At 71.8% G+C, this 23,999-nt stretch carries 27 protein-coding genes; 13 read left to right on the top strand and 14 right to left on the bottom strand.

What is annotated here, in order from left to right:
* Positions 1-3: 3 nt before the first annotated feature.
* From AB3X10_RS20615 to AB3X10_RS20585, 7 genes are read left to right on the top strand one after another with little or no spacing between them, the layout of a single operon-like run.
* Positions 4-1,758, top strand: a complete 1,755-nt coding sequence (locus AB3X10_RS20615) for a bifunctional alpha/beta hydrolase/class I SAM-dependent methyltransferase (protein ID WP_369977266.1) — start codon at positions 4-6, stop codon at positions 1,756-1,758.
* Positions 1,755-3,092 (top strand): phosphatase PAP2/dual specificity phosphatase family protein, encoded by a 1,338-nt coding sequence (locus AB3X10_RS20610; protein ID WP_369977265.1) that lies wholly within the window; start codon positions 1,755-1,757, stop codon positions 3,090-3,092. The genes AB3X10_RS20615 and AB3X10_RS20610 overlap by 4 nt, the downstream gene beginning before the upstream one ends.
* Entirely contained in the window at positions 3,089-3,523 is a 435-nt protein-coding gene (locus AB3X10_RS20605; RefSeq protein WP_369977264.1) for a hypothetical protein, read from the top strand. Before AB3X10_RS20610 ends, AB3X10_RS20605 begins: the two co-directional genes overlap by 4 nt.
* A gap of 13 nt (positions 3,524-3,536) precedes the next feature.
* Positions 3,537-5,024, top strand: coding sequence for a TIGR04222 domain-containing membrane protein (locus AB3X10_RS20600; protein WP_369977263.1), 1,488 nt, complete (start codon positions 3,537-3,539; stop codon positions 5,022-5,024).
* Positions 5,025-5,038: 14 nt separating this feature from the next.
* On the top strand, positions 5,039-5,677 hold the full coding sequence (locus tag AB3X10_RS20595) for a CDP-alcohol phosphatidyltransferase family protein (RefSeq protein ID WP_369977262.1): 639 nt from the start codon (positions 5,039-5,041) through the stop codon (positions 5,675-5,677).
* Positions 5,674-6,306 carry a lysophospholipid acyltransferase family protein gene (locus AB3X10_RS20590; RefSeq protein ID WP_369977261.1) on the top strand — a complete coding sequence of 211 codons (633 nt, stop codon included), beginning with the start codon at positions 5,674-5,676 and terminating at the stop codon, positions 6,304-6,306. The genes AB3X10_RS20595 and AB3X10_RS20590 overlap by 4 nt, the downstream gene beginning before the upstream one ends.
* On the top strand, positions 6,303-7,277 hold the full coding sequence (locus AB3X10_RS20585) for a phosphatidate cytidylyltransferase (protein WP_369977260.1): 975 nt from the start codon (positions 6,303-6,305) through the stop codon (positions 7,275-7,277). The genes AB3X10_RS20590 and AB3X10_RS20585 overlap by 4 nt, the downstream gene beginning before the upstream one ends.
* Before the next feature lie 70 nt (positions 7,278-7,347).
* On the opposite strand, the gene AB3X10_RS20580 is transcribed toward AB3X10_RS20585, so the two are convergent.
* From AB3X10_RS20580 to AB3X10_RS20565, 4 genes are all read right to left on the bottom strand, one after another.
* Positions 7,348-7,485, bottom strand: a complete 138-nt coding sequence (locus tag AB3X10_RS20580; protein ID WP_369977259.1) for a hypothetical protein — start codon at positions 7,483-7,485, stop codon at positions 7,348-7,350.
* Between the two features lie 46 nt (positions 7,486-7,531).
* Positions 7,532-7,804 (bottom strand): DNA-binding transcriptional regulator Fis, encoded by a 273-nt coding sequence (gene fis / locus AB3X10_RS20575; protein ID WP_003471008.1) that lies wholly within the window; start codon positions 7,802-7,804, stop codon positions 7,532-7,534.
* A gap of 115 nt (positions 7,805-7,919) precedes the next feature.
* Positions 7,920-8,825: a DUF3426 domain-containing protein gene (locus tag AB3X10_RS20570; RefSeq protein WP_369977258.1), complete on the bottom strand. Its 906-nt coding sequence runs from the start codon at positions 8,823-8,825 to the stop codon at positions 7,920-7,922.
* A gap of 176 nt (positions 8,826-9,001) precedes the next feature.
* Entirely contained in the window at positions 9,002-9,370 is a 369-nt protein-coding gene (locus AB3X10_RS20565) for a helix-turn-helix transcriptional regulator (RefSeq protein WP_369977257.1), read from the bottom strand.
* Between the two features lie 190 nt (positions 9,371-9,560).
* Between AB3X10_RS20565 and AB3X10_RS20560 the strand changes: the two genes are divergently transcribed.
* Positions 9,561-10,019 (top strand): hypothetical protein, encoded by a 459-nt coding sequence (locus AB3X10_RS20560; protein WP_369977256.1) that lies wholly within the window; start codon positions 9,561-9,563, stop codon positions 10,017-10,019.
* Positions 10,020-10,043: 24 nt separating this feature from the next.
* On the opposite strand, the gene prmA is transcribed toward AB3X10_RS20560, so the two are convergent.
* Entirely contained in the window at positions 10,044-10,964 is a 921-nt protein-coding gene (gene prmA / locus AB3X10_RS20555) for a 50S ribosomal protein L11 methyltransferase (RefSeq protein WP_369977255.1), read from the bottom strand.
* A gap of 205 nt (positions 10,965-11,169) precedes the next feature.
* Between prmA and AB3X10_RS20550 the strand changes: the two genes are divergently transcribed.
* Positions 11,170-12,111 carry a hypothetical protein gene (locus tag AB3X10_RS20550; protein WP_369977254.1) on the top strand — a complete coding sequence of 314 codons (942 nt, stop codon included), beginning with the start codon at positions 11,170-11,172 and terminating at the stop codon, positions 12,109-12,111.
* Complete coding sequence (locus AB3X10_RS20545) at positions 12,108-12,461, top strand: hypothetical protein (protein WP_369977253.1); 354 nt, start codon at positions 12,108-12,110, stop codon at positions 12,459-12,461. The genes AB3X10_RS20550 and AB3X10_RS20545 overlap by 4 nt, the downstream gene beginning before the upstream one ends.
* A gap of 104 nt (positions 12,462-12,565) precedes the next feature.
* Here the strand turns inward: AB3X10_RS20545 and AB3X10_RS20540 are convergent, their stop codons facing one another.
* Positions 12,566-13,309, bottom strand: a complete 744-nt coding sequence (locus AB3X10_RS20540) for an SDR family oxidoreductase (protein WP_369977252.1) — start codon at positions 13,307-13,309, stop codon at positions 12,566-12,568.
* 99 nt (positions 13,310-13,408) lie between these two features.
* Between AB3X10_RS20540 and AB3X10_RS20535 the strand changes: the two genes are divergently transcribed.
* Positions 13,409-14,302, top strand: coding sequence for an AraC family transcriptional regulator (locus AB3X10_RS20535; RefSeq protein ID WP_369977251.1), 894 nt, complete (start codon positions 13,409-13,411; stop codon positions 14,300-14,302).
* A 161-nt stretch (positions 14,303-14,463) separates the two neighbouring features.
* Here AB3X10_RS20535 and accC read toward each other — a convergent pair whose 3' ends face one another.
* From accC to AB3X10_RS20510, 5 genes are all read right to left on the bottom strand, one after another.
* Entirely contained in the window at positions 14,464-15,831 is a 1,368-nt protein-coding gene (gene accC, locus AB3X10_RS20530; RefSeq protein WP_145704869.1) for an acetyl-CoA carboxylase biotin carboxylase subunit, read from the bottom strand.
* Complete coding sequence (locus AB3X10_RS20525) at positions 15,821-16,216, bottom strand: four helix bundle protein (RefSeq protein ID WP_369977250.1); 396 nt, start codon at positions 16,214-16,216, stop codon at positions 15,821-15,823. Before AB3X10_RS20525 ends, accC begins: the two co-directional genes overlap by 11 nt.
* Before the next feature lie 59 nt (positions 16,217-16,275).
* Positions 16,276-16,758 carry an acetyl-CoA carboxylase biotin carboxyl carrier protein gene (gene accB / locus AB3X10_RS20520; protein WP_145704873.1) on the bottom strand — a complete coding sequence of 161 codons (483 nt, stop codon included), beginning with the start codon at positions 16,756-16,758 and terminating at the stop codon, positions 16,276-16,278.
* A gap of 99 nt (positions 16,759-16,857) precedes the next feature.
* Entirely contained in the window at positions 16,858-17,304 is a 447-nt protein-coding gene (gene aroQ, locus AB3X10_RS20515; RefSeq protein WP_369977249.1) for a type II 3-dehydroquinate dehydratase, read from the bottom strand.
* Between the two features lie 450 nt (positions 17,305-17,754).
* A complete protein-coding gene (locus tag AB3X10_RS20510; RefSeq protein ID WP_369977248.1) occupies positions 17,755-18,078 on the bottom strand; it encodes a winged helix-turn-helix transcriptional regulator in 324 nt (107 codons plus the stop codon).
* Between the two features lie 151 nt (positions 18,079-18,229).
* Between AB3X10_RS20510 and gstA the strand changes: the two genes are divergently transcribed.
* Together gstA and AB3X10_RS20500 are read left to right on the top strand one after the other, a co-directional pair.
* Positions 18,230-18,859, top strand: coding sequence for a glutathione transferase GstA (gene gstA, locus AB3X10_RS20505; RefSeq protein WP_369977247.1), 630 nt, complete (start codon positions 18,230-18,232; stop codon positions 18,857-18,859).
* Between the two features lie 374 nt (positions 18,860-19,233).
* Positions 19,234-20,631, top strand: coding sequence for an FAD/NAD(P)-binding protein (locus tag AB3X10_RS20500; protein ID WP_369977246.1), 1,398 nt, complete (start codon positions 19,234-19,236; stop codon positions 20,629-20,631).
* A gap of 125 nt (positions 20,632-20,756) precedes the next feature.
* Here the strand turns inward: AB3X10_RS20500 and AB3X10_RS20495 are convergent, their stop codons facing one another.
* The 3 genes from AB3X10_RS20495 to cutA are packed head-to-tail and all read right to left on the bottom strand — an operon-like array spanning position 20,757 to position 23,954.
* Positions 20,757-21,323: a TlpA disulfide reductase family protein gene (locus AB3X10_RS20495; protein WP_369977245.1), complete on the bottom strand. Its 567-nt coding sequence runs from the start codon at positions 21,321-21,323 to the stop codon at positions 20,757-20,759.
* Positions 21,320-23,617, bottom strand: coding sequence for a protein-disulfide reductase DsbD family protein (locus AB3X10_RS20490; RefSeq protein ID WP_369977244.1), 2,298 nt, complete (start codon positions 23,615-23,617; stop codon positions 21,320-21,322). Before AB3X10_RS20490 ends, AB3X10_RS20495 begins: the two co-directional genes overlap by 4 nt.
* A gap of 4 nt (positions 23,618-23,621) precedes the next feature.
* Entirely contained in the window at positions 23,622-23,954 is a 333-nt protein-coding gene (gene cutA / locus AB3X10_RS20485; protein WP_369977243.1) for a divalent-cation tolerance protein CutA, read from the bottom strand.
* Positions 23,955-23,999: the final 45 nt, after the last annotated feature.

Raw genomic sequence — 23,999 nt, 5'->3', positions numbered from 1 at the left:
CGGATGCGGCAGGTCAGCGAAAGCGAGTTTTGCAGTTTCGACGGAACACGGTTGTTCTACCGGCACTGGCCGGCGACGGCGCCCGCAGCGCCGCCACGCGCGGTGGTGCTGCTGCACCGCGGCCACGAGCATTCGGGGCGGGTGCTGCACCTGGCCGAGGAGCTGGGCCTGGACGAGTGCGCGATGTTCGCCTGGGATGCGCGCGGCAACGGCCGCTCGCCCGGCGTGCGCGGCGATGCGCCCGGCTTCCCGGCGCTGGTGCGCGACCTGGACCGCTTCATCGCCCACATCGGCGACACCCACGGCATCGCGGTGCAGGACATCGTGGTGATCGCGCAGAGCGTGGGCGCGGTGATCGCCAGCACCTGGGTGCACGACTACGCGCCGCCGCTGCGCGCGCTGGTGCTGGCCTCGCCGGCGTTCAAGGTCAAGCTGTACGTGCCGTTCGCGCGGCCGGGGCTGGCGCTGCTGCACAAGCTGCGCGGCAATTTCTTCGTCAACAGCTACGTCAAGCCGCAATGGCTCACCCACGACCCGGCGCGCGTGGCCAGCTACCGCGACGATCCGCTGATCACCCGGCCGATCTCGGTGCGGGTGCTGCTGGGCGTGTACGCCGCGGCCGACCGCGTGGTCGGCGACGCGCAGGCGATCACCGTGCCGGTGCAGTTGCTGGTGTCCGGCGACGACTTCGTCGTGCACCGCGGCCCGCAGGACCGTTTCTACGAGCGGCTGTCCTCGCCGGTGAAGGAGCGCCACCTGCTGCCCGGGTTCTTCCACGACACCCTGGGCGAGCGCGACCGCGCGCCGGCGCTGGCGCAGATCCGCCGCTTCGTGCGCGAGCGCTTCGCCGAGGCCCCGGCGCTGCCCAGCCTGCTGCAGGCGCACCGGCGCGGGCCGACCTTCGAGGAGGCCGAGCGGCTGGCCTGGCCGCCGCAGAAGTACAGCGTGCAGGACCTGCGCTGGCGCTTCGTGCGCGCCAACCTGCGCTTCGGCGGCACGCTGTCCGAGGGCGTGGCGCTGGGCCTGCAGACCGGCTTCGATTCCGGCAGCACGCTGGACTACATCTACCGCGACCGCGCCGCCGGCAAGGGACCGCTGGGGCGCTTCATCGACCGCAATTATCTCGATGCGATCGGCTGGCGCGGCATCCGCGTGCGCCGCACCCATCTGCACGAACTGCTGCGCCTGGCGATGCAGCGCCTGCGCGCCGCCGGTGCGCCGGTGCGGGTGCTCGACATCGCCGCCGGCCACGGCCGCTATGTGCTCGAAGCGCTGGCCGGCGGCGAACAGCGCGCCGATGCGATCGTGCTGCGCGATTTCAGCGCCTTGAACGTGGAACGCGGGCGCGCGCTGATCGCCGAGCTCGGCGCCGCCGACATCGCCCGCTTCGAGCAGGGCGACGCCTTCGACCGCGACGCGCTGGCCGCGCTGCAGCCGCGGCCGACGCTGGCGGTGGTGTCCGGCCTGTACGAACTGTTCCCCGACAACGACCAGGTGCTGCGCTCGCTGCAGGGCGTGGCCGCGGCGGTCGAGCCGGGCGGCTATCTCGCCTACACCGGCCAGCCCTGGCACCCGCAGCTGGAGTTCATCGCCCGCGCGCTGACCAGCCACCGTGGCGGCGCGGCCTGGGTGATGCGCCGCCGCACCCAGCAGGAGATGGACGAACTGGTGCGCGCGGCCGGCTTCCGCAAGCTCGAACAGCGCATCGACGCATGGGGCATCTTCACCGTGTCGCTGGCGCAGCGGATCGCGCCGTGAGCGAGCCGGCGCCGCGGCCATGGCGGCGTGCGCTGGCGTGGCTGGCGCTGCTCGGGCCGTTCTTCTTCCTCAGCTACGGCCTGGCCAACACGCTGGCCGCGCGCCGTGCGCACGTGCCGTCGCTGCCGTTCGCGTGGGAAACGCAGATCCCGTTCTGGCCGTGGACGATCGTGCCGTACTGGTCGATCGACCTGTTCTACGTGGCCTCGTTCTTCGTCTGCCGCACGCGCGCCGAGCTGGACACCCATGCCCGGCGGCTGCTGACCGCGCAGCTGCTGGCGGTGAGCTGTTTCCTGCTGTGGCCGCTGCGTTTCAGCTTCGAGCGGCCGCCCAGCGACGGCGTGTTCGGCTGGCTGTTCGCGGTGCTGCTCGGCTTCGACAAGCCGTTCAACCAGGCGCCGTCGCTGCACATCGTGCTGCTGGTGGTGTTGTGGGTGCGCTACGCACAGCACCTGCATGGGCTCGCGCGCGGCCTGCTGCACGCCTGGTTCGCGCTGATCGGGGTGTCGGTGCTGACCACCTACCAGCACCACTTCCTGGACATTCCCACCGGCCTGGCCGCCGGCTGGCTGTGCGTGTGGCTGTGGCCGCAGCGCATCGCGCCGCCGTGGAGCGCGCTGGCGCTGGCGCGCGATCCGGTGCGCTGGCGGCTGGCTGGCGCCTATCTGTTCGGCAGCGCCGCCTGCGTCGCGCTGGCCTGGGGTGTCGGCGGCGCAGGATGGTGGCTGCTGTGGCCGGCGCTGTCGCTGCTGCTGGTCGCGTTCGACTACGCGCTGCTCGGCGCGCCCGGCCTGCAGAAGCGCGCCGACGGCCGCCTCAGCCTGGCCGCGCGCTGGCTGTACGCGCCCTACCTGGCCGCGGCCTGGCTCAACGCGCGCGCCTGGACCCGGCGCGATCCGGCGCCACGCGAGATCGCCGACGGCGTCTGGCTGGGGCGGCTTCCCGGCCGCGGCGAGCGCGTGGCCTTCGCCGCAGTGGTCGACGTCTGCGCCGAACTGTCGTTGCGCGATGCCGGCGCGCATGATCGCTGCGTGCCGATGCTGGACCTGGTCGCGCCGCCCGCAGTTGCACTGCGCGAGGCCGCGGCCGCGATCGAGGCCGCACGCCGCCACGGTCCGGTGCTGGTGTGCTGCGCGCTGGGCTATTCGCGCAGCGCCGCCGCGGTCGCCACCTGGCTGCTGCATAGCGGTCGCGCCGAGAATCTGGACGCCGCGCTCGCGCTGTTGCGCACGCGCGCGACGCGGATCGTGCTGGGCCCTGCGCAACGCCACGCCATTGCCGCCGCCTGCGCCGCGCCGGCCGTATCGCGGCAGGCACTGGGAGTGCCGGCATGAGCACGCCGCTGCAGCTGCGCACGATGGCGGCGCTGTTGAGGCAGGCCGCGCCGCTGGATCGGCTGTCGCTGGCGCTGCTCGCCGTCGCCTTGCTGCTGGGTGCGTGGTACGGCAACGCCGGTGCAACGGTGGCGGCGGCCTTGTGCCTGCTCAGCGTGCTCGCCGGCCTGCTGCAACGCTACTGGGCCGCGCGCGTCGGCCTGGATGTGGCGCTGCTGGAGGCGGCGCTGGCCGAAGCGGATCTCGACCAGGCCGGCAGCGATCTCGACGCCGCCCTGCACCGGCTCGGCCTGCTGCGCCGGCTGCCGCCGCCGCGCGACTGGCAGGCGCGCTGGCGCGGCATGCGCGGCCTGCTGCTGCGGCAGGTCGCCAGCCTGGCGCTGCAGCTGCTGGCGCTGCTGGCGGCGCCGATCGCGGCGCAGTTCGCATGACGGAGTGCAGGCCATGACCGCATCCGCCGATCCGGCGCCGCTGCCCCACGCCGATGCCGCGCAACAGGCATTGTGGCAGCGCTTGCAGGCCTACCGTTTCGGCGAGGAAGACGACGCGCTGCCGGTGTTCGTGCGCCGGGTGGCCAAGGAAGCCAGGGTCTCCCTGGTCGAGGCCGCGCAGGCAGTGGAGGAATACCGGCGCTTCTGCTTCCTGGCCTGCAGCGGAGGCGAGAACGCGACGCCCAGCGCGCGGATCGACCAGGTCTGGCATGCCCATCTCACCGATACCCACGAATACTGGCAGCGCTTCTGCCCGCAGGTGTTGCAGACCACGCTGCATCATCGGCCCGGGCGCGGCGACGCCGCCGATACCGAACGCCACGCGCTGCAGTACCGGACCACCCTGGCGCGCTACCGCTGCCATTTCGGCGAACCGCCGGCGGCGTGCTGGCCGGCGCCGGCCGGCACCGCAACGCCGCAACTGCGGTTGCGTAGCGACGTCCCGGCGCGGCGTTGGTCGATGCCGCACGAGTACGGCAAGGCGCTGTGGCTGTGGCTGCTGGCGACGCTGCTGCTGGGCGGGTGGCTGAGTTCGATCAATACCGCCGCGTCGCCGCTGCACTGGCGCGGCGGTTCGTTCCTGCTGCTGTTCCTGGCGGCGATCGGGCTGGCCTGCGCGTTGGCCGTGCGGCTGCGGCGCGCAGTGCGCGGCATCGGCCAGCAGCGCGCGGTCAGGCAGGTGGACAGCGCCGAACTGGCGTTCCTGGCCGGCGGCAGCGAGCGCGTGGCGGACATGCAACTGGCCTTGCTGCTGGCGAACGACGCGGTGCGGTTGCAAGTGGCGCCGTCGAGCCTGCGTGGCAACCACCGCGACACCGCCCAGCTGCAGGTCACGGACGCTGCAGCGCCGGCGGCGCTGCAGCGCGCCCTGCTGCTGGTTCGCGCCAACCCGGAATTGCCGCTGGCGCTGCAGGCGTTGCGCGACGATGCGTCGCCGCTGCGCGAGGCGTTGATCGGCAAGCGCCTGCTGCTCGGCCGCGGCCAGGCCTGGTGCGCGCGTCTGCTTGGCGCCGCGCCGCTGCTGGCGCTGTGGATCGCCGGTGCGCTGAAGATCGACATCGGCCTGCAGTTGCAGCGCCCGGTCGGCTTCCTGGTGGCGGCGATGGTGCTGGTGACGATGCTCGCGCTCGGCTTCCTGTTGACGCCGCCGCGGCGCAGCCTCGCCGGCGAGCGCCTGCTCGCCGAGCGCGATACGGCATGGCGCGCAGGCGCCGGATCGGCGCCCGCGCCGCAGGCGTCGCACCTGGCATTGCCCCTGGCCCTGGCTGGAACCGGCGTGCTGCTGGGGACGCCATGGGCGGACTACCACGCGTTGCGCACGCCGATCGTCGCCAGCAGCGGCAACGGTGGCGGCAGCAGCTGTACCAGCGGCGGCGATGGAGGCGGCGGCAGCAGTTGCAGCAGCGGGTGCGGCGGTTGCGGCGGCGGAGGCGGCGACTGATGGCGCGGCCGAGCATGACCGAACGCGGCGCGCAGTGGCGCGCACGCCTGACGACGGCGTTGCGCGCGCGCGGCGCCACGCCGAACGGCCTGTCCTGGACCGCGACCGGCTTCGCCGCGCTGGCCGCGCCGATGTTCTATTGGGCCTGGCGCGAACCGCCGCGCGATGCCGCCGCGCTGTTGCTGCTGGCCGCCCTGGCGTTGCAGGCGCGGCTGCTGTGCAACCGCCTGGACGGGCTGATGGCGCGGCAGGCGCAGATGATCGGCCGCGCCGGCGAGGTCTACAACGATGCGCCGGACCGGCTCTCCGATGTACTGGTGTGCCTGGGCGTGGGCTATGGCCTGCAGCACGTGCTGAGCTGGGGCGCCGAGCTGGGCTGGGCCGCGGCCTTGCTGTGCGTGGGCACCGCCTACGTGCGCATGCTCGGCCTGGCCTGCGGCGTCAGCGAGCCGGTGCAGGGGCCGATGGCGCGCGTGCAGCGCATGCACTGGCTGTCGCTGGCGGCGTTGCTGGCCGCCGCCGCGCTGCTGCTGCAGCGCAGTGCCATCGCCCAAACCATTGTGGTCCTGGCGCTGGCGCTGCTGGTCGCCGGCGCCGTGTTGACCCTCGCGATTCGCCTGCGCGCCATCGTGCGCGAACTGGAGTGGAAATGATCGAACGCCTGATCGCCCGCGGCTGCAGTGCCGCGATCCGCACCCTGACCGGGGCGCGTGCGTTCTGGCGCGGCTGCATGCCCTCCAGCGAGCGCCGCGTGTACTACGGCAACCATGCCAGCCACGGCGACTTCGTGCTGATCTGGTCGTCGCTGCCGGCATCGCTGCGCCGCGAGGTGCGGCCGGTGGCCGCGGCCGACTACTGGCAGCGCGATGCGCTGCGCCGCTACCTGATCCATGCGGTGTTCAACGGCGTGCTGATCGAGCGCGAGGCCGCGCAGCGCACCCGCGATCCGATCGACTGCCTGTGCGAGGCGGTGGACGGCGGCGGCTCGCTGATCCTGTTCCCGGAAGGCACGCGCAACACCGAGGAAGGCGTGCTGCCGTTCAAGAGCGGCATCTACCACCTGGCGCGGCACCGCCCGGAACTGGAGTTCGTGCCGGTGTGGATCGACAACCTGAAGCGGGTGATGCCCAAGGGCAAGTGGCTGCCGTTGCCGCTGCTGTGCACCACCACCTTCGGCGAGCCGCTGCGGCTGGGCGCCGGCGAGGACAAGCAGGCGTTCCTGGAGCGCACCCGCGCGGCCTTGCTGGCGTTGTCGCCGGAACAGATGGAGGCCGCGCGATGAACCCGATCGCCTTCAGCGACCACCTGCAGCAGTCCTCGCTGCGCCAGCAGACGCTGTACCTGTTCCTGGGCATCGCCGCGGTGCTGCTGCTGGCCACGCTGATCTCCGAGACGCTGCGCTGGCGCGCGCGCGAACGCCCCAGCGCGGTGCTGGACAACCTGGTGGCGCGGATCCGCGCGTGGTGGGTGATGGCCGCGGTGGTGGCGCTGGCGTTCGTGTTCGGGCGCATCGGCGTGATCGCGCTGTTCGCGCTGGTGTCGCTGTTCGCGCTGCGCGAGTTCATCACCCTGGCGCCGACCCGGCGCGGCGACTACTACGCGCTGCTGGCCGCGTTCTACATCGTGCTGCCGTGGCAGTACTGGCTGGTGTGGAGCGGCTGGTACGGGCTGTACACGCTGCTGATCCCGGTCTACGCGTTCCTGGTGCTGCCGATCCTGGCCACCATCGGCGGCGACACCACGCGCTACCTGGAACGCACCGCCAAGGTGCAGTGGGGGCTGATGATCTGCGTGTTCTGCATCTCGCACGTGCCGGCGCTGCTGAACCTGGAGATTCCCGGCTACGAGGGCCGCAACCTGCTGCTGTTCGCGTTCCTGGTGATCGTGGTGCAGTCCTCGGACGTGCTGCAGTACGTATGGGGCAAGCTGATCGGCAAGCACCTGATCGCGCCGAAGCTGTCGCCGTCCAAGACCGTGGAGGGCTTCGTTGGCGGCATCCTGTCGGCCAGCGCGCTGGGCGCGGCGCTGTGGTGGATCACCCCGTTCTCGCCGTTGCAGGCGTTCGCGCTGGCGCTGGTGGCCAACCTGATGGGCTTCTTCGGCGGCCTGGTGATGTCGGCGATCAAGCGCGACCGCGGCATCAAGGACTGGGGCCACATGATCGAAGGCCACGGCGGCGTGCTCGACCGGCTGGACTCGGTGTGCTTCGCCGCGCCGGTGTTCTTCCACCTGATCCGGTATGGCTGGGTGTGAGTGGGGCCGGGATTGGGGATTGGGGATTTTGGGATTCGCGGGGAGCGGGCCGTCTCCTGCAGGAGCGGCTTCAGCCGCGACGCCTTGCCGCCAACGCGTCGCGGCTGAAGCCGCTCCTGCAGAAAAGCGCCCGGATTGAAATAGAAAAAGCCGCCTTTTCTGCAGAAAAAGGCGGCTTTTTACTGGTTCGCTTGACGGCGATTTGCACGAGAACGTGATCCTGCAGTCCCGAGTCCCGAGTCCCGAGTCCCGCTTCACGCCAGCCCGTATTCCTTCAGCTTCTTGCGCAACGTCGCGCGATGGATGCCGAGCATCGCCGCGGCGCGGCTCTGGTTGCCTTCGCAGTGGTTGAGCACTTCCACGAACAATGGGATCTCCATCTCGCGCAGCACGATCTCGTACACGTCGTCGGCGTCGCAGCCGTCGAGGTCGCGCAGGTAGCGGCGCACGGACTGTGCCACGTGTTCGCGCAGCGGCGGCTTCGGCGCGCCGCGACTGGAGTCAGGACGAGTGGTGGCAGCGTTCAAGTTCGGCGGGTCCCCGGGTGACGGCGGCGCCGGAAGGCTGGAGGGCCGGCGCGGGGGGACGAGTCTAGCGCGTGGCCTGCCTCGCTGCCATGCCGGATCGTGATGTCACAGCGTTTCAGTGGAAGTCGAAACTGAATGCCGCGGTGCCCGCCGCCGGTTCGCGCACCTGGAACGCCACCTGCGCGCTCTGTCCGGGCGCCAGCGTCGCCGCATCGGGACGGGTGCGTCCCAGGTACTCCTCCGGGCGCAGCACGCGGCTGCCGATGGTGCGGCCGTCGGCGTCGGCCAGCGACAGTTGCAGCAGCGGCCAGGCCTGCGCCCAGCGCGCGTCGTTGCGGAACGTGGCCTGGATCTGCAGGGTGCCGGCGCGGCCGGGCAGCGGCCGCACTTCGCGGCTGAGCATGGTGAACGCCCCCGGTTCGCGCCACGGCGGCAGGCTGCAGCGCAGCGCCTGGCACACGCCGGCCACCCACGGCCGCCAGCGCGGGTCGGCGCCCAGCCGCTGGCGGTCGGCGACCAGGATCTGCAGCGCCAGCAGCACGCCCAGCCCGACCAGCGCGATCCACTGCCAGGGCGCGGCGCGCAGCACCGGCCGCCGCGCCGCGCCGCGCTGCATGAAGCTGGGTGTGGCGGCGGTGGCGGCCGCGGCTGGCACGGCGTCCGGTTCGGGCGCCGGCTCCAGTGCCGATGTCGAGTCCAGTTCCGATGCCGATGCGACGGCGGCGGACGCCAGCGATGCGCCGGCCTCGGCCGCGGGGCGCGGCGCGGGCGTCGCCGCGGCGAGCGACGCGTCCGTGGCCGGGCCGGACGCCGGCGCAGGCGTGGCGGATGCCGGTTGCGCCGGCACGGGCACGGCCTCGGGGTGGGGTGCAGCGCCGGTGTCGCTCGCCTGCGCCGGGCTGGCCGCGGCGCCTGGCTCGGTCCCAGCCGGCGCTGCGGCATCGGCCGATGCCGGCGCCGGCCGGTCGGGCTGGCGCAGCAGGGTCGCGAGGCTGGGGCGAGGCGGGACGGGATCGGGCATGCGCGGAGGCGACGGCGGCAACGAGAGCGCTATTCAAGCACGCGCGGCCGCGGGCTGCAGCGCGGCGCCGGCATTCCCAGCTCCCTGTAGGAGCGGCTTCGGCCGCGACAGGCACCTTCGGCAAGGTTCTGTCGCGGCTGAAGCCGCTCCTACAAGTGGCGCCGGGAGTGGCCGGCTCAGCGCCGCTGCTTGCCGGCGCCGATCAGGTCCAGCAGGCCGGCGCGTTGGCGCGGGCTCAGGGTCTCGAAGCCGTCGAGCAGGCGCACCTGCTGGTCGGACAGCAGCCGGTAGTGCGAGGCTTCCTCGGCGACCGACAGCGGCTCGCCGAACACGCGTTCGCCGCGGCCGGTGGCCAGGTATTCGAAGGTCAGCCCGCTGCGGCGGGCCAGCGCGATCAGGTGCTCCACCGCCGGCGCGGTGCCGTCGGCCATTTCCCACTGCGCCACGGCGCTGCGGGTCACCGCCAGGTCCAGCGCGAGCGCTTCCTGGGTGAGGCCGGTCAGCTTGCGCGCTTCGCGCACCCGTTCGTACAGCTTGCTGTTCACACTCACCTCCGCGGGGGAGGCGAGATATAGCCGCGCCGACTTGGGAAGTTGGTTCGTACGGCTTTCAATTGCAACTTTGTTGTTGATACTGTCGTCACTGCTGGCTGTGCGCGGTGAAGACGCCGCGGCGGTGGTGCCGCCTGCGCCGCATCCAGCCGACCGACCCGCTGCCATGGACCAGGACGCGCCGATGCACACGCAGGATGCCCCGCCGCAAGACGCCGCTCGCCCCCGTTTCGCGTTCGCGCCGCCGCACCCGCGGCGGCGTCCGCGGCCGCCGCCGGGGATCGGCGTGCACCGCTACCGGATCTGGGCCGATGCCGGCGACGGCCGCCGCGCGGTCAGGCAGGGCTGGTCGTGGCGGGTGTTCGCGCTGCCGTATCCGCCGTCGTCGCTGCCGGCGGCGCTGTGGCTGCTGCTGCACGCCGCGGCCTGGAGCGCGTTGCTGCAGGCGCTGGGCGCGCCCGCGCTGTGCGCGACGTTGCTGGAGCTGGCCTGGCGGCTGCCGCGGGCGCGGCGCGGCCATCGCTGGGACGAGCGGCGCCTGCGCGCGCAGGGCTGGCGGCCGCGCACGCGGGTGCTGGCGATCCATGCCGAGGCGGCGCTGCTGACCGCGGCGATCCGCAGCCTGGCCGCGGGGCGGGGCTGAGCGCGGCGCCCCCGTGCGGCCGCCTCAGCGGCGGCGCACGCCGTCGATGCGCATCCAGTCGCCGTCCTGCTCGGTGCGCAGCTGTTCGAACCAGGGTTCGTAGCGCTGCAGCAGTTCCTGTTCCTGGCCGTGCAGGATCCCGGACAGGGCGATGCGCCCGCCCGGCGCGACGCGATCGGCCAGGGTCGGCGCCAGCGCGTCCAGCGCCGAGGCCAGGATGTTGGCGACCACCACCGGATAGGTGGCCGGCGGTTCGTCGGCCGGCAGATGGACCTGCAGGCGCGCGCCGACCGCATTGCGCTCGGCGTTGTCGCGGGTGGCCAGCAGCGCCTGCGGGTCGTTGTCCACGCCCACCGCCGCCGCCGCGCCCAGCTTCAGCGCGGCCAGCGCCAGGATCCCCGAGCCGCAGCCGAAGTCGAGCACCCGCGCCTGCGCCAGGGCGCCGTCGGCGGCCAGGGCGTCGAGCCAGCGCAGGCACAGCGCGGTGGTCGGGTGGGTGCCGGAGCCGAACGCCAGGCCCGGGTCCAGCCGCACCACCGCGGCATCGGCGCCGCGCGCGTCCTCCGGCAGGTCGTGGTTCCAGGGCACGATGAAGGTGCGGGTGCCGAAGCGCATCGGCTGGAACTGGTCCAGCCAGGCGCGTTCCCAGTCCTGGTCGTCGATCTTGCGGAACGCGGCCTGGCTCCAGTCCAGGCCCGGGTCGAACGCCTCCAGCACCGCCAGCAGCAGCAACGCGTCCTGCTCGGCGGGGAACAGCGCGGTGAGCACCAGGCTGCCCCACAGCGGGGTCTCGCCGACGCCCGGTTCCAGGATCGCGCGCTCGTTGCTGGTGTCGGCCTCGGCGTCGAGCAGGGTGACCGCCAGCGCGCCGATGTCCTCCAGCGCGTTCTCGTAGCGGGGCTGGGTGGCGTCGGTGCAGCGCACAGTCAGTTCGAGGAACGGCATCGGTCGGGCACGCGGGGGAATGACCGCGCATCTTAGACGACCGCCGCCGCGGCCCGCAGGCGCGCGGCCCGCCACCGCGCCGTGACCGCTGCCGGCACCCGGTGTCCTGGCCCGCCACCGGCTGCGCTAGACTGCGACACTGCGGCGGCCGGATTCCAGGGGACCCGGCCGCCACTGCCGCCTGCCGCCCTCGTCGCCTTCGCGCATGCCCCTCGCCCTGTCCCGCAAAACCTGGTTGTTGCTGGCGCCCGCTGCGCTGCTGCTGGGCGTGGTCGCGTACCGCGTCGCGGTGCTGGCGGCCGCGCCGGCGGCGCCAGTGGCGGCGGCCACGACCACGACCGTGCCGGCGGCCGCGGCGGTGCCTGGCCATGCGCATCGGGAGCGAAGCTCGCTGCTGGCCCTGCAGGCGCTGCCGCCCGACCGCCGTGCCGCGCTGGAGCGCAGCACCGACCTGTACCGCTCCGCGCAGCAACTGTCCGCCGCCGCCGCCCGCGGCGATGCCGATGCATCCTGGCTGCTCAGCCGCATCTACGACTATTGCGCCGGCTACGCGATGGACCCGGCCGGCTATGCCGCCGACACCCGCGCGATCGACGCGGCGCAGCTGCCGACCTCGGCGCGCATGGTCGATGCGCGCGCGCGGGTCGGTCGCCGTTGCGCCGGCTTCGTGCCCGGCGACGGCCTGACCCGCCAGGCCATCGTCGCCCAGCGCGTGCAGGCCGCGCGCGGCGGCAACCTGGCCGCGGAGGCGGCGCTGCTCGCGCTGGGGCAGCCCTTGCAGCCCACGGCCGAGTACAAGCGCGACCTGGTCGAACGGGTCCGCGCCTCCGGCGATCCGGACGCGTACGTGGCGCTGGCGCCGGCGATGGGCCTGGCCGCCAGCGGCGACGACAGCCTGGACGAGCGCATCGCCGGCACCGCCTTCACCGAACTGGCCTGGCAACTGGCGGCCTGCCGGCTGGGCCTGGATTGCGGCCCGGACAGCGAGTTGATGACCCGCTATTGCGCCAACGGCGGGATCTGCTCGCAGGATCCGACCCAGGATTTCAGCAGTTTTGTTTACGACGCCGCGGTCCCGCGGCAAGGCACGGACACGATGAACGACATGGTCAACCGTCTGGTGGATACGACAGGAGCGGGCTCATGAATTACCGGCGATGGCTGCATGGTGCCAAGTTCTGGTTCTGGGTACTGGCCCTGGTCGCCTATTCGGCGGCGGCGGCCGGCTTGCTGATGATCGACACGGCCGAGCAGCGCTACCGCGGCCTGTCCAAGGTCGAGCTGACCACCACGCATGCCGACCCGGACGTGCGCCGCGCCGGCGCCGCCCAGGTGGCGGCGATCTACCGCGCCCGCAGCGGCATGCCGTTCTCCACGCTCAGCCCGGGCACCACCTTCCAGATCGTGTGGCCGGACGGTTCCACCGAGACGGTGATGATCGTCAGCCCAACCTCGAGCCTGGGCGCCGAGCCGGTGCCGGGGACGCAGACGAAGTAGCCGGATGGGGAATTAGGGTTCGCAAGAGCGGACTCCCGGTTCCTGCCCGTCTTGTGCGGCTCGGCGGCTCGGCGTGTCGGTGCCCGGCGGCCGCACGCGGTGACCTAGTGCGGCGCGGATAGCGCCAGGGCGTCGGCGCCGGCGGGGAAGTGCAGGCGGTCGGTTCCGTCGTTGGCCGCGTGCCAGATCGCCTGGGCAACATCGGCTGCGGTGGTCACCGCCGCCGGTTGGCCCAGGCTGGAGAACACCTCGCGGGCGAACGGCGCGTAGGCGTCCGGGATCAGGCCCTGCATGCGCTGCTGCCCGTTCGCGGTGAACCGGGTGGACGGGCCGTAGCCGGGCTCCACCAGCCTGGCGCTTACGCCGAACGCCCGCAGTTCGTGCTGCAGCGACGCGGTGAAACCCTGCACCGCGGTCTTGCTCGCGGTGTACGCGGCCACCAGCGGGAACGGCGCGAGGGTGGCGCTGGAGGTCACGTTGACGATGCCGCCCGCGCCGCGCTGGCGCATCTGCGGGATCACCGCCTGGCACATCGCCATGACGCCGAAGGTGTTGGTCTCGAACACCTCGCGCACGGTCGCCATCGGCGTGGCCTCGAACGCGCCGAACAGCCCGATGCCGGCATTGTTGACCAGCACATCGATCGGGCCGGCCGCCTGCAGTGCCAGCGCGATGCTGTCGGGCCGGGCCACGTCCAGCGCCAGCACGCGCAGCCGCGGCGAGGCCGGCAGCAGTGCCGGTTGCGGCTGGCGCATGCTGGCGACGACGTTCCAGCCTTGCGCCAGGAAGTGGCGCGCGGTTTCCAGGCCGTAACCGGAGGAGCAGCCAGTGATCAGGACGGTCTTCATTGCGTTCTCCGAAAGGTAAGTGGGACGGGGAGAACCATAGGCCGGCCGTTTCGGATGATCGATAATGCGGAATCCGTTTTGTTTTAGCCAAAGTCCGAAATGCACGATCCGCTTTCCGATGTGGTCCGCCTGCTGCACCCGCGTGCGGTGTTCGCCAACCCGATCAGCGGCAAGGGCAGCTGGGCGGTGCGCTATGCCGAGTACGGACAGCCGGGGTTCTGCATCGTCCTGGAAGGCAATGCCGTGCTGGCGGTGGACGGGCATGCGTCGCTCACCATCGGCGCGGGCGATTTCGTGCTGCTGCCGACCACGCCGGCGTTCACGCTCTCCAGCCTGGTGCCGGCGCCGCCGGTGTTCATCGACCCGAAGCGCGTGCCCGGCGGGCAGGGCGAACGCCGCCACGGCGACCCGGACGGCGCGCCGGACATGCGTTCGTTGGGCGGCGCCTTCCTGTTCGACAGCGCGCAGGCCGGGCTGCTGGTCTCGCTGCTGCCGGCGGTGGTGCACGTGCGCGGCGCGGGCCGCCTGGTGCAGCTGGTGCAGATGGTGGGCGAGGAGTACCACGATGCGAAGCCGGGCAGCGCCTACATGCTGTCGCGGCTGGTGGAGATGCTGCTGGTGGAGGCCATGCGCTGGAGCAGCGCGGGAAATGCGCCGCCCGGCCTGCTGCGCGGCCTGGGCGACGAACGGCTGGCGGTGGCACTCAAGCGCATCCACGCCCGCATCGACCATGCCTGGACGGTGGGCGAACTGGCGCAGGCGGCGGCGCTGTCGCGCTCGACGTTCTTCGAGCGCTTCGCCCGCACGGTCGGCGTGCCGCCGATGGAATACCTGCTGGCCTGGCGCATGCAGGTGGCCAGGGACCTGCTGCGGCGCGACGGCCTGGGCGTGGCCGAGGTGGCGCAGCGCGTCGGCTACGGCTCGACCAGCGCCTTCAGCGTCGCCTTCAGCCGCCACGCGGGCGAACCGCCCAGCCGCTACGCCAAGCGCTGACGCGAAACGCGCCGGCGCTGCCCGCCTCGATCTTCAACCCACCACCGCGCATCCGCCAGAGGCACCAAGGCAGTCACGAGCGTGCCTGCCACTCCAGGAAAGGGAGCAGAGCAGGGCCCCGCCTTCGCGAATCCCCAATCCCCAATCCCCAATCCCGGCTCTCAAACCAACGCAATCGACTTGTTCTTGCGCTCGGCCAGGCGCTTTTCCAGGTAGTGGATGTTCTGCCCGCCGGCCTGGAAGCCCTTGTCGCGCATGATCCGCTGCTGCAGCGGGATGTTGGTCTTGATGCCGTCCACCACCATCTCGCTCAGCGCCACGCGCATGCGCGCGATCGCGGTCTCGCGGTCGGGACCGTGCACGATCAGCTTGCCGATCATCGAGTCGTAGTTCGGCGGCACCTTGTAGCCGCTGTAGATGTGCGTGTCCACGCGCACGCCGGGGCCGCCGGGCGGGTGGAAGCCGGTGATCAGGCCCGGGTTGGGCATGAAGGTTTCCGGGTCCTCGGCGTTGATCCGGCATTCGATGGCGTGGCCGCGCAGCACGATGTCGCTCTGCTTGATGCTCAGCTTGTGCCCGGCGGCGATGCGCAACTGCTCGCAGACCAGGTCGATGCCGGTGATGCGCTCGGTGACCGGGTGCTCGACCTGGATGCGCGTGTTCATTTCGATGAAGTAGAAGCGGCCGTCCTCGAACAGGAACTCGAAGGTGCCGGCGCCGCGGTAGCCGATGCGCACGCAGGCGTCCACGCAGACCTTGCCGATCTCGCTGCGCAGCTGCTCGGTGATGCCCGGCGCCGGCGCTTCCTCCACCACCTTCTGGTGGCGGCGCTGCATCGAGCAGTCGCGCTCGCCCAGGTGGATGGCGTTGCCCTGGCCGTCGGCCAGCACCTGGATCTCCACGTGGCGCGGATTCTCCAGGAACTTCTCCATGTACACCTGGTCGTTGCTGAAAGCGGCCTTGGCCTCGGACTTGGTGGTCTCGATCGCGGCCTTCAGCGCCGCCTCCGAATGCACCACGCGCATGCCGCGGCCGCCGCCGCCGCCGGCGGCCTTGATGATCACCGGGTAGCCGATCTCGCGCGCGATCTTGGTGTTGGCGACGATGTCCTCGCCCAGCGGGCCGCCCGAGCCGGGTACGCACGGCACGCCGGCGGCCTTCATCGCGCGGATCGCCTCGACCTTGTCGCCCATCAGGCGGATGGTGTCGGCCTTGGGCCCGATGAAGATGAAGCCGGACTGCTCCACGCGCTCGGCGAAGTCGGCGTTCTCCGACAGGAAGCCGTAGCCGGGATGGATGGCCTGCGCGTCGGTGACCTCGGCCGCGGCGATCAGCGCCGGGATGTTGAGGTAGCTCTCGGCCGAGGACGCCGGGCCGATGCACACCGACTCGTCGGCCATCGCCACGTGCTTGAGGTTGCGGTCCACGGTGGAATGCACCGCGACCGTGCGGATGCCGAGCGTATGGCACGCGCGCAGGATGCGCAGCGCGATTTCGCCGCGATTGGCGATGACGACTTTATCGAGCATGGGATTCGGGATTCGAGATTGGGGATTCGTAGAGGGCGCCGGGCTCGCGTAGATGTCGCGAATCGTCCAGCGTGCGGATCAATGCGTTGAGCCTGGAAAAAGTGCGGTTCAAGAGATCAAGGGTTGCCGCATCGGGCGAACCGAACTGCAGCCGCGTTGCGATCTGCATCTGCGTATCCAGCTCGGCCAGCGAACCTCGCGCCATCGACAGATAGCGCAGGTAGTCGGCGGTGGAGCGCCGCGCGGCGCCCTCCGCGATGTTGGACGGAACGCTGATCGCCGCGCGCCGCATCTGTGCCGTCAGTCCGAAGCGTTCGGCATCGGGGAAGTCCTGCGTGAGACGGTAGGTCGCTTCGACGAGCGACATCGCATCGCCCCACACCATCAGGCGCTCGTGCGGCCGCTGTTGCGAATCCCGAATCACGACTCCCCAATCCCGGCGGCTCAGCCAATCACGAACAACGGCTGATCGAACTCGACCGGCAGGCCGCTTTCGCTGAGGATCGCGACGATGGTGCCGGAGACGTCGGCTTCGATCGGGTTGAACATCTTCATCGCCTCGATGATCGCCAGGGTCTCGCCGGCCTTCACCGTCTGGCCGACGCTGACGAAGGCGGGCTTGTCCGGCGACGGCGAGGTGTAGAAGGTGCCGACCATCGGCGCGCGCAGCACGTGGCCGTCGGGCAGGGCGTTGCCGGGCTTGGCGGTGCCGCCGGTGGAGGCCTCGGTCGGCGAGCTCATCGGCATCGGCGCGGCCGCCGGCGGCGCGGCGGCGGGCGCCGGCGCGGCGTACTGCGGGGCGCTGGCGATCATGCCCTTGGGCGTGCGCGCCAGGCGCACGCTTTCCTCGCCTTCCTTGATCTCGATTTCGGCGAGATTGGATTCTTCCAGCAGGTCGATCAGCTTCTTGATTTTACGGAGATCCATAACGGCCTCTTGAGGTGAATCGGGAAATGACCGGGCACGCGGCCCGGCGAACTCGGATAGGGTCGTGCGCCGCCGACGCCGGGCGCGCGCGACGGGTGTTCATGCGGCCGCTCCCAGCCGCGCCAGCGCCGCGTCCATCGCGTAGCGGTAGCTGTCGGCGCCGAAGCCGCAGATCACCCCGACCGCGTGGTCGCTGAAATAGCTGTGGTGGCGGAACGGCTCGCGGCTGTGCGGGTTGGACAGGTGGATCTCGATGAACGGGATCGCCACCGCCGCCAGCGCGTCGCGCAGCGCCACCGAGGTGTGGGTGAACGCGGCCGGGTTGATCAGGATGAAGCCGGTGCCGTCGCCGCGCGCGGCCTGCACCCGCTCCACCAGCACGTGCTCGGCGTTGGACTGCAGGCTGTCCAGCTGGTGCCCGGCGGCCGTGGCCTGCGCGAGCAGCGCCGCATCGATCTGCGCCAGCGTCGTGTGCCCATACACCCCCGGCTCGCGGGTGCCGAGCAGGTTGAGGTTGGGGCCATGCAGCAGCAGCAGTCGCGCCATGGAAGACAAAGCAGCGGAAAGGGCGGCAGTCTGCGCGAAGCCGGCATTACTGTCCAGTTCGGCGAAGTTGCGGTTGTTTTAAACGATCGTTTGGTTTTGCGGAAGGATGCCGCGGGTAGCGCGGGTGCCGAGGCGCACGATCCCGCATGCGCCGCTGTCGCGTTGCCGGTCGACCGCAGGGGCCACCGTCCTTCGGGACGGGCGCAGTGCGCTGCTCACCAGCTTATACAACAGCTTGCCGCGCCCCGGGTGACCACGCAGCTTTCGACGGTAGAGGTCCTGGTGATGGCGAAACGGGGCCGGGCGGCGGAACTGCCGCGAACGCGGTCATGGATCGTGCGCGGCCGCCAGGCACGCCGTGCCTCCGGCGGCGGTGCAGGACGTGGCCGAGACCAGGCGAGTGGGGCGCTCGGATCCCGGACATCCGATGCGGCCGCGCGCCGGCGTCGCTCAGCTGGCAGCTCGGGCCTTGAGCCACAGCCCGAATTCCTGCATCACCGCGACCACCGGCTCCAGGCGCCGGCCGTCTCCGGTCAACGCGTATTCGACCTTCACCGGCACGCTGGGATACACGGTGCGCAGCACCAGGCCCGCCTCTTCCAGCGCTCTCAGGTCCAGGGTCAGCATGCGTTGCGAAATGCCCGGAATGTCGCGCCGCAGTTGATTGAACCGCTTGGGCCCCTCGAGCAGGTACGACACCAGCAGCAGGCGCCAGCGTCCCCCCAGCAGGCGCATGGCTTCCTCCACCGAGCATCCGGAAACGTTGTCTTTCATCGCAGGCTCCTGGCGCTCGTCCGCTAGGTATAAATTTTGTACCTATACAACAATATAGTGCCTTCTTCTCTTTTTATACCCGATTCCTAGAATGCAGCCAGCCGCGCCGCCAAGGCGCCGCGCGCCACCTTCTTTCTTTCCGGACATCGCGATGAAGCTCTACTACATCCCGGCCGCGTGCTCCCTGGCCGCGCACATCGTGCTCAACGAGCTCGGTCTCGCTGCGACCCTGGTGAAGGTGGATCCGCGGACGCAACTGACCGGGGATGGAGCCGATTTCCGCCAGGTCAATGCGCTGGGCTACGTGCCGGCGCTGGAACTCGACGACGGCAGCGTGCTGCGCGAAGGCGCCGCCATCGTGCAATACCTGGGCGACCTGAAGCCGGAACTGGGCCTGGTGCCGCCCGAAGGCGGCATGCAGCGCTACCGCCTGCAGGAGTGGCTGAACTTCCTGGCGTCGGAGATCCACAAGGGCTTCATCCCGCTGCTCTATGCGCGGTTTGCCGGCCAGTACGTGGACACCGCCCGGCCGAAGCTGGAGCAGCGCTTCGCCTGGATCGACGCGCAGCTCGCCGATCGCCCGTTCCTGATGGGCGATGGCTTCACCGTCGCCGATGCGTATCTGTATGCGTTGATCGGCTGGGGACAGGCCCCGTGGCTGACCTCGCACTACAAGGCCGACATCCATTTCGACGGCCTGCAGCACCTGCAGGCCTGGTACCAGCGCGTGCACCCGCGGCCGTCGGTGCGGAAGGCCTTGGCGGAAGAAGGTCTTCGCTAGGCCGGCAGCATGCGTGCGCGGCCCCGCCGGTGCTGCGCGGTTTCCGCGACACTCTCCGCCTTGAACAGGCGATCCAGGCGCAGGCGGACACGCACATCGGCAGCGCCCCGGTCCGCTGCCGCGCGGCCGGACAACGTGCCGCATCGATCGTTGCGTGTCTCCGCGTTCGCGTCGTGCCGCGCCGCGGGCGTCCGGTCTCGATCGACCGCGCCGCCGACCCATCGTCGCGGCCCGCCGGCCCGGGCTTATGTGCCAGGCGCATGTGCTCATGCCCGATCGCCATGGCGATGCGAGGCACGCATTAACCTGCGATTTACACCTTCGGCCGGCATCCCGGGCACAAAGGACGCCCCGACCGGCCACGAGTGCGAGCCATGCGAATTGCGATCATCGGCGCAGGATTCTGCGGCAACGTGCTGGCCGCGACGCTGGCCAGGCAGGGCGTCGCCAGCCGCATCACCCTGGTCGGCGTGGCCGACACCTATGGCCGCGGCATCGCCTACGGCGCGGCGCGGCCGGAACATCTGTTGAACGTGCGCGCCAAGGACCTGGGCGTGGATCCGCAGGATCCGGGCGGGTTCGCCGATGCCCTGCAGCTGGATCCGGAGCAGCGCCTGCAGTTCCTGCCGCGGCTGCTGTACGGCCGCTACCTGGAGCAGCACCTGGACGCGGCGCTGGCCGCCTCGGCGGTCGAGGTGGCGCGGGTGAGCGAGGAGGCGGTGGCGGTGGAGCGCGACCCGGACGGCTTCCGCATCTTCCTGGCCAACGGCGAGGACGTGGTCAGCGACGTGGTGGTGCTGGCGATCGGCGCGCTGCCGCCGGCGGCGCTGCCGGGCATCGGGCCGCGCCTGGCGGTGCACCGCCGCTACATCGGCTGGCCGTGGCAGGACGGCGTGCTCGACGAGGTGTCGCCGCAGGCGCGGCTGTTGCTGGTCGGCACCGGCCTGACCATGGCCGACGTCGCGCTGACCTTGCGCCGGCGCGGGCATCGCGGCCCGATCACCGCGTTGTCGCGGCGCGGCCTGGCGCCGCAGGCGCATCTGGCGGTGCCGGGCGCGGCGGTGACGTTGCCGCCGAGCGTGGCCCAGGCGCTGCGCAACCACGACCTCGCCGGGCTGGTGCGCAGCCTGCGCCAGCTGACCACGGTGGTGGAGGACTGGCGCAGCGTGGTGGATGCCTTGCGCCCGCATCTGCAACCGTTCTGGAAAGGCCTGGCGCCGGCGGCGCGCTCGCGCTTCCTGCGCCACCTGCGCCCGTACTGGGAAGCGGCGCGGCATCGGCTGGCGCCGGCCGCGGCCACCGCGCTGGCGCAGATGCAGGAGCAGGGCCAGCTGCGCATCCGCGCCGGGCGCCTGCTGCGCGCGCGGCTGGGCGAGCGCGCGGTGGAGGCGGTGATCCGCGATCGCGCCAGCAGCAGCGCGCGCACCGAAGACTTCGACGTGCTGATCCGCGTCACCGGGCTGGACACCGACGTCGCCCGCACCAGCCATCCGCTGGTCGCCACGATGCGCGACGCCGGCCTGCTGCAGCCCGATCCGCTGGGCCTGGGCCTGGCGGTGGACGAGCGCCTGCAGGTGCGCGACGGCAGCGGCCATCCGGTCGCCGGGCTGTACTGCCTGGGACCGCTGCTGCGCGGCGTGTTGTGGGAAATCACCGCGGTGCCGGAATTGCGCACCGCCGCGCAGCGCCTGGCGGCGGAACTGGCGGCGCTGGGGCAGGCGCGGGGCGCGGGCGGCCGTGCCGGCGGCCAGGCGCAGCGGCAGGCGGTGTAGCGCTTCCGATCGGGCAACGATTCCCCTGTAGGAGCGGCTTCAGCCGCGACCGGGCCTTACCGGTAAGGCCCGGTCGCGGCTGAAGCCGCTCCTACAGGGTGGATGGCACAAACCAGCGCCTAGGCCTACGGCAGCTGCGCCCAGCGCTCCGCTTCGCCGTCCGCGAACGGCCCCAGCTTCTGCCGCACGATGCGGCCGTTCGCGTCGATCAGCACGCTGTAGGGCAGCAGGCCCTGGGTGTCGCCCAGGCGCACGCTGGCGTCGGCCGGGCCGGGGGGCTCCAGCGCGATCGGGTAGGCGATCGGGATCCGCTGCAGGAAGGCGCGCACGTCCTCGGGGCGGTCCAGGGCGATGCCGAGCACCTGCAGGCCGTCGGCCGGCTGCGCGCGCGCCAGCCGATCCAGTTCCGGCATCTCGCGCACGCACGGTTCGCACCAGCTGGCCCACACGTTGACCAGCAGCGGGCGGCCGCGGAACTGGGCCAGGGTCAGGCTGCCGCCGTCGAGGGTGGGCAGGCGCAGCGCCGGTGCCGGGTCGCCGGGACGCGCCGCGGCGACGCCCGCAGGCATGGCGCTGCCGCTGGAAGGCGCCGGCGATACCGTCGGCGTGCGCCACCAGGCCTGCGCGGCGAGCACGCCCAGCGCCGCCGCGATGGCCGCCACCGCGAGCAGCCGCGGCGGCGTGGCCCTCATCGCGCCGCGCGCAGCAGGGCGTCCTCGACCACCGCCTGGCTCAGCACCGGCGGCAACACGGTCGGCGGCGCGCCCGGGCCGTAGACCACGTACAGCGGCACGCCCACCGCCTTGTGCTCGGCCAGGAAGGCGCTGATGCGCTGGTCCTCGTTGGTCCAGTCGCCCTTCATGTACACCGCATCGACGCGCTTGAGCGTGTCGCGGAAGGCGTCGCTGCTGAACACGTTGCGCTCGTTGGCCTTGCAGGTCACGCACCAGTCGGCGGTCATGTTGACGAACACCACGCGGTTGTCGGTCCGCAGCCGGTCGAGCATCTGCGGCGAATACGCCACCGTGTTGCGCTCCACCGTGGCGCCGGGCGGCGACAGCCGGGTCACGCCCCAGGCCGGTACCAGCGCCAGCAGCAGCAACACGCTGGCCAGGCGCATGCCGAGCCTGTGCCCGCGCCAGCGCGCGCGCTCGAACCACCACAGGCCCAGCGCCAGCAGGGTGGCGCCGACCAGCAGCAGCGCCACCGCGTCCACGCCGCGTTGCTTGCCCAGCACCCACAGCAGCCAGATCGCGGTCAGGTACATCGGGAACGCCAGCACCTGCTTGAGCGTTTCCATCCACGCGCCGGGCTTGGGCAGGCGCCTGGCCAGCGAGGGCACGAAGCCGATCAGCAGGAACGGCAGCGCCAGGCCCAGGCCCAGGGTCAGGAACACCAGCATCGCCATCGCCGGCGGCGCGGTGAGCGCGTAGCCCAGCGCCGGGCCCATGAACGGGCCGATGCAGGCGCTGGACACCACGCAGGCCAGCACGCCGGTGAAGAAGTCGCCGACCGGGCCGCTGCGCGAGGACAGCGACTGGCCCAGGCCGCCGAGGTTGGCGCTCAGGGTGAACACCCCGGACAGGCTGAGCCCGACCACGAACATCAGGTACACCAGCACCGCGACGAAGCCGGGGCGCTGCAGCTGGAAGCCCCACAGCAGGCGCGCGGCCACGGCGATGCCGCCGACCACGGCGAAGGACGCCAGCACGCCCAGCGTGTACCACAGCGCATGGCTGCGCGCGCGGCTGCGGCTCTCGCCGCTCTGCGCCAGGCCCAGCACCTTCAGCGACAGGATCGGCAGCACGCACGGCAGCAGGTTCAGCACCAGGCCGCCGCCCAGCGCCAGCAGCAGCATCCACAACAGGCTCTCCGGTTCGGCCACCGGCGCGGTGCTGCGCGCGGCGTTGTGCGCCGAGGCATCGGGTGCGGTCGCGCCGTCAGGCGCGGTCACCGGGGTCGTCGTGTCGGCCGCGGCGTCGGCCGCCGCGGCGCTGGCGTCGGCCTGGCTGCTGTTCAGCGGCGCCACCAGCAAGGGCGCCACCTCGGCCTGGTCGGCGGGGCTGAGCTTGCCCTTGGGCAGCGACAGCTTCACCCGCCGGGTCATCGGCGGATAGCAGATGCCGTCGGTCTGGCAGCCCTGGAAGGTGGCGACCAGGGTCGCCTCGGCGGCATCGGCGCGCTGGCGCTGCAGCGGCACGGTGACCTCGGCCTGGTCGAAGTACACCACCACGTTGCCGAAGTGCTCGTCCTGGTGCGAGCGGCCCTGCGGCCAGCGCGGCATGCCGGTGCGGATGCCGGCCGCGCCTTCCAGCGCCAGCGCGGTGCGGTCGCGATACAGGTAGTAGCCCGGCGCCGGGGTGAAGCGCAGCAGCAGGGTATTGCCGTCGCCGACGATGGCCTCGAAGCCGAACGCCTGGTCCGACGGCAGCGGCAGGCCCTGCACGGCGCCGGCGGCGCCGCCGAACAAGGGCTTGGCGGCCGCTCCGGCGTTGCCCGGTGCGCTGCCCGGCAGCGGCGAGGAGGCGGGCGCCGCCGCGCCGGCTTCCTCCGCCGGCAGCGCCACGCTGAGCAGGCGCTTCTGCGGCGGATAGCACACGCCGGCGTCGGCGCAGCCCTGGTAGCGCACTTCCACCTGCAGCGTGTCCACGCCGCTGGCCGCCGCACCGGTCTGCACCGCGCTCAGCTGGCCGCGGTAGGTTTCCACTTCGCCGAAATAGGGGTCGATCTTCTTGTGCCCGGCCGGCAGTTTCAGCGTCGGGTTGGCCTTGAAGCCGCTTTCCACATGCACGGCGATGCGGTGCCGGTACAGGTAGTAGCCGTCGGCGATCTTCCAGTGCAGGTCGATGCGGCCGCGCTCGGGCGCCTGTGCGCTCAGCACGAAGGCCTGGTCGACCGGCAGCAGATCCTTTTCGTCGACCGCCAGGGCGGGGAAGGCGGCCAGGGCCAGCAGGCACAGGGCGGCGATACGGTGCAGCAAGGTCATCGGCTTACGGTTCCTCACGGGTTTCGGCGTACACCCACTGCAGGTAGGCGGGCAGGCCGCCGGCGGCCTCGACCTCGATCAGTTCGGGGACGTCGTAGGGGTGCAGTTCGCACAGCCGCCGCTGCAGCGCGGGGATGCGGTCGGCGGCGGTCTTGATCAGCAGCAGCACTTCCTCGGCCTGCTCCACGGCGTCCTGCCAGCGATAGGTGGCGTGCACGCCGGGCAGGCGGCTCACGCACGCGGCCAGGCGCTCCTCGACCAACACCTGGGCGATCCGCGCGGCGCTGGCCGGATCGGGGCAGGTGCTGAACAGCAAACGGAGTGGGGGCAGGGACATGCGGCCGACAGTATAGGGACGCCGGCAGGGCTTTGCCGGGCCTGG

This window comes from Xanthomonas sp. DAR 80977 (assembly GCF_041240605.1).
Classification (GTDB): domain Bacteria; phylum Pseudomonadota; class Gammaproteobacteria; order Xanthomonadales; family Xanthomonadaceae; genus Xanthomonas_A; species Xanthomonas_A bundabergensis.
The sequence above is the reverse complement of the archived record's forward strand: the minus strand, read 5'-3'. Positions and strand labels throughout refer to the sequence as shown.